The following is a 4,603-nucleotide window of genomic DNA, read 5'->3' as shown; positions in this document are numbered from 1 at the left end:
GGTGGGATGCGGCGCGCTGACGTGGAGCTCAGCCGAGCGCTCCTCCCGGAGGAATGCCGGTCGTGGCATCCAGCAGCGGGCCTCGATGCGGCCCTGGCGGGCCTGCTCGACCAACAGAATTTGCGGGCTTCGACCGGCGAAGCGGCCCAGTCACACATTGAAGCGAAACTCCGCCACCCACCGCAGCCGAGGTGAGTCAGTCGATGGTCGAGATGCATCCGCGTCGGCTCTGGCAGATTTCCGCACGCTCAGTTGCGGCCGGCGTGATCGCGCGCGTGCGGGCAGTGGGTCTTGCTGTCGCCCTGACGGGCGCGGTGGATCACAGGACCGCTCATCAGTCGCGGCGTCCCTCCAGCCTCTTCGTCAGGTACTCGTCGGTCTCCGTTGCCGTCTGGGAAACGCCCTCGGCATCGAAATAGGAGTACGTCGTGGTTTCCAGCTCTCCCGATGCGACGAATCCCAGCCGTTCGTATAGGCGTCGGGCCGCGTGATTCGCTAGGCCGACCCCGACCGAGAGCATCCCTGTGCCGACGACCGACTCGGCCGCGGCGATGATGGCGGAGCCGACGCCGCGCCCCCGGAATTCCTCGTCCACGTGCAGGTTCCGCAATTCGATCCGCCCGCTCAAGGCGACTTCACCCGTCCCCGCTGGAACGCCATCCACCCAGCCGACGAGGTAGGTCGAGTCTCCGCGTTGCTGGCTGGCAAAGTAATGGCGGGCGAGACGGACGCCGGGAGGCTCCCGTTGTTCGATGAGAGAAACCTCGTCTTGTCTGCACGGTGCCACGCGGATGCTCATGGCGACAGTCAACCATCGTGAATCCCCACGTGTCCGCTGTCGCCAACGACGGACGCAGGCCTCATTCCGTAGCCCAGAACTTGTGATGGGCCGTGATAACGACGCCGTTCCGACTTTCGCGACAGGTCGGGCATCCGCGCTGCGGGTCTCGATACGGCACTGGCGGGCCTGCTCGACCGACAAATCAGTCCGGGCGGGCCTGCTCGACACGCAGAAACGGACTACACCTTGAAGCGGAACTCCACCGGGTTGCGTGCCCTGACCCTGGGTCCCAATGTTTTGAGTCAATGTCAATCGTCACCAACCGCATCCGACCGGCCGATCAATGCGGTGCCGGTGCCCAGCCAGCCTGGCGATTCGATGTTCCTGTGGGGGCAGAATGCGCCGGATGTCTTGGGCAGTGAGGACGATTCGCATGATCGTCGCGTCCTCACCGACGGCTCGGGCGTAACCATCGAGGTCAATGAACCTACGATATTTGATCAGCTGGGGACTCCAAAAATCAGCCGTGGATCGGTCACGCTGTGTCGGCTGGCGACCCGCACCCACTCGGACCCAGGTCCCAGCATCAGGGGCCGACTACCCCAATATCAACTAGTCGAGGCGTGTGAAGGGCGCGCTGGTGAATATGTGAAGGTCAGACTCGTAAGCCGATTTGAAATCCGTGAAGACGACCTGGTCCCCGGTCACCGTGAAGCCGGAATTGAACAGCTCACCCCCGGGGCCGCAGTCCCCGCCCGGGTCGTAGTCCACGGTGACGCGGTCACCGTCGATCGAGTACTCGCCCGTGCAGCCGAATCGCTCGCCACCGTGCCAGTCATGGATGAGTTCGAAAGCGCCATCCTCAAAAACCAGGGTGAAAGTACCTGCCACGCCATCGGCGTCTTCCGGGGTGAAGCCATTTGCCCTGAGCGACTCGATCGTGTGCTTCACGCCTTGATATCGCCCGTTGAGCGCGCCCTCGTTGCCGTCAGAATTCGCGTCCGGCTCGACGGGCGCCTCGCCAGTGCACTCGATGGGTACGCTCAGCGCGGGCTCTGACTCGACGGACTCCTTCAGCGCGGTGATCGCGGAATAGAGCTCGCTCGTGGCTGCACCATCCCGCAGGCGCTCGTAGATGGGAGCGAAAACGGAACGGAACTCGGCGAGTTGGTCGGCCGACGCCTCAGCGAACCGAGCACCGTCGCTGCACGCGGACGCGAGCGCGTCAGCATCCAGCTTTATGAGCTCGTCGGACATTTGCGCGACGTCGCCGGCGGCGCGACGGAGTACCGCGAGCCCGTCGGGTCCGAGCTGCGTGACCGTTTGCTCGCTACCGATGATCGCCGAGATTCGAGGCCAGAGAGCGAGGTTGACTGTCGTGTAGGGAAGAATCTGCTCCCGTTCGCTATCAAGCATGCCGAGTGAGTTCTCGAGCACGTGAATGCTCCCGTCGAACAGACCGATGTTACGCTCAGCGAACGTGACAGCACGCGGCTCCGCGCCGAGAGCACGGAACGAATCCGCATTTTGCGCCGAGTGGAATGACGCCACCGTGAGCCCCTCCCAGTCCGCTGGCGTCATGAGTGGCTTCGTATTTGACAGCGGCCGACGCAGTGCGCCGGGCACGAGCGCGATTCCCTCGACACCCACTTCATCGACGGCCGCGAGCGCCTGTGTCGCGGCGTCGTCTGCGATGACTGCTTCCTGCAAGCGGTACGAGTCCAGCAGGAGCGGCGCCGTCAGGGGCGCCAGTTCGGCAACCCCCAGGTCGCCGAATACCCTGGTGCCGACCCATCCGAGGTCGGCCTCGCCCCCTGCCACGGCGGCAACGAGATCTTCTTCGACTTCGACCCGCTCCCCGCAACAGCCTCGTTCGATCTCAATTGTGATGGCTCCGGCGGAGAGTTCTTTGACGCGTTCCGCAAACCAGTCGACCGCGGGTTCGAGGTCGGCTTCGCCGTCCACGTGGTACATGCTCAGCGTCACCGGCTCGGCTGTTGAAACCTGCGCCGTGCAGCCGGTGGCCGCAAGCGAGGTAACCAGTAGCGCGGTCACAAGCGAAAGTCGGGTGCGCATCATGTTCCTCCGAGTCGAAGTCGATATACGTCTACGGTAGGAGCGCAAAACGGGAGGCTCATCGTGGGAGGCACGGTAATTCTCTCGCGACACCTCGTGGCTACCCACGAGAGCAGTTCAGCCCACTCGAGTCCAGGTCTGCCCGCCCCAGAGCGCCTCATGAAAATCCTGCCAGAGCGGACCGTCATCGCCGGCTCGAACTCCGACGAACCGCAGAAGTGTTCCGTCGTAGGTCCAGGCCGCGCTGAACAATTCAGCGCCCGCGACCGAACCGCACCCGGGACCGTCCGACCCGAGTAGTAGCGATATCCGCCCATTCCGTGCCGAGTAGGTGCTGCCAGGGCAGTCGAGGTCGTAAAGGCTACCGTCGCGGAAAGTCAGTGTCCACACGCCGGCATGGTTGCTTGCTGTGCTGGCGTCCACGCCGGCGTCGAGCAAACTCTGTTCCCTGACCTCCGCCCGGAAGCTGCCCTCCGGAAATTCGCCCCCAGGCGACTCGCTCGTCGCGGGCGGCTCCATGACGTCCGGCTGGCAGGGCCGGATCGGTTCAGGAGGGCCCACGCTCTCGATAATCTCCGAGATCGCCTCGATGACAGCTCGGGTGGGCTCGTTCTGCTCGTATGCAGCACGAAGCGGCTCTGCTGCTTGCCGGATATCGGCGAGCGAATCGGGGCCAGCATTGACGACGGTGCCCCCACCGTCGCAATAGGCCTGCGCGGTCTGAGCATCGGTAGGGTTGGTTTCCACGACGTAGTCGCGAGTCTGGCGAGCAGCCTCGCTGATGATTGAACGTGAACTTTCGTCGAGCGACTTATACCAGTGCCCTGAGGCGACGAGCGTGTTCATGCGAACGAAATAGCCCAGGTCGCCCGTGAAGGTTCCGACGCGCGGGAGACTTCTGTGCTGGGCGAACGCGGAATCTGCTCCCTGAACTCGTCCGGTTCCCACTGCCTGACCGAACTCTTCGCCCGGAAGCCCGACCGTTTCAGCACCCAGCGCGTTGAACAGGGCGGTGGCACCCGGGTCCATCGCGCGGAGCGTCATCCCATCGAAATCGGCGAGTCGTTGGATCGGGCGGTCGAAGGCGACCGGATGTCGGATGGTCTCAGGCAGAAGCGCGAGTCCATGAACCCCGAACGCGTCGAGTTCCGAGAGCATGAGCCCGGCCACCGGTTCCACCGCCACCCGGTTTGCGACTCGGTCGTCCGTAATGAGAAAGGGGGTCTTGAGCGCGGCAATGCGCTCTGCTCCAAGCGACATCCAGGTCCAATCCGGAAGCAACGCCAACTCGACGCCGCCGTCACGCACCATCGTGTTGACTTCGCTATTGGGGTCGGTGCCAATATCACCCTCGGAAATGCCGCCGGAGTACTGGAAAGACAACTCGACCGTCATTGCTCCGTCGGAAAGGTGCTCGACGAGCCGGGCGAACTCCCGCATCCCATCACTCGCTGCCAGCCCGGCATGATCCGGGCTGGCCAGGACGATCGCCTGAGGAATCGCCCCCTCCCCCGCCTTCGACGTCGCGGGGATCGCCGTGCATCCGATTATCGAGGCGCTCGTGAGCACGAGTGAAACCACTAGCCCGCTCGCTGCACGCCATTGCGCTCTGGCCATCGTGGACGCCTCCACACCCAGTATGGCGCTGGCGCGTCCCTCACGCATCGGGGCTGGTACGGAGACGAGCGGGGGATGCCGCGGGGTGCCATCATGGTCGGGTGACGGCTTCTATTGTGGCAACTCGCG

Annotated in this window: 4 protein-coding genes; 1 reads left to right on the top strand and 3 read right to left on the bottom strand. The window is 64.2% G+C overall.

What is annotated here, in order from left to right; translation table 11 throughout:
- On the top strand, positions 1-195 hold a 195-nt coding region (locus LH475_RS05145), incomplete at its 5' end, for a hypothetical protein (RefSeq protein ID WP_297413040.1).
- 139 nt (positions 196-334) lie between these two features.
- Here the strand turns inward: LH475_RS05145 and LH475_RS05140 are convergent.
- From LH475_RS05140 to dctP, 3 genes are all read right to left on the bottom strand, one after another.
- Positions 335-799, bottom strand: a complete 465-nt coding sequence (locus tag LH475_RS05140; protein WP_297413039.1) for a GNAT family N-acetyltransferase — start codon at positions 797-799, stop codon at positions 335-337.
- A 594-nt stretch (positions 800-1,393) separates the two neighbouring features.
- The gene (locus tag LH475_RS05135) at positions 1,394-2,860 is read right to left on the bottom strand and encodes a hypothetical protein (RefSeq protein ID WP_297413038.1); all 1,467 of its coding nucleotides are present in this window, start codon (positions 2,858-2,860) and stop codon (positions 1,394-1,396) included.
- 114 nt (positions 2,861-2,974) lie between these two features.
- Complete coding sequence (gene dctP, locus LH475_RS05130) at positions 2,975-4,438, bottom strand: TRAP transporter substrate-binding protein DctP (protein WP_297413037.1); 1,464 nt, start codon at positions 4,436-4,438, stop codon at positions 2,975-2,977.
- Positions 4,439-4,603 lie beyond the last annotated feature (165 nt).

This window comes from Cryobacterium sp. (genome assembly GCF_026786305.1).
Taxonomy (GTDB): Bacteria; Actinomycetota; Actinomycetes; order Actinomycetales; family Microbacteriaceae; genus Cryobacterium.
Note: the sequence above shows the minus strand (reverse complement) of the source record. Positions and strands in the feature narration are given on the sequence as shown.

Excerpts from the sequence above, each read along its gene's own strand:
- LH475_RS05140 (WP_297413039.1), bottom strand. The coding sequence starts at position 799 with ATGAGCATCCGCGTGGCACCGTGCAGACAAGACGAGGTTTCTCTCATC.
- LH475_RS05135 (WP_297413038.1), bottom strand. The coding sequence starts at position 2,860 with ATGATGCGCACCCGACTTTCGCTTGTGACCGCGCTACTGGTTACCTCG.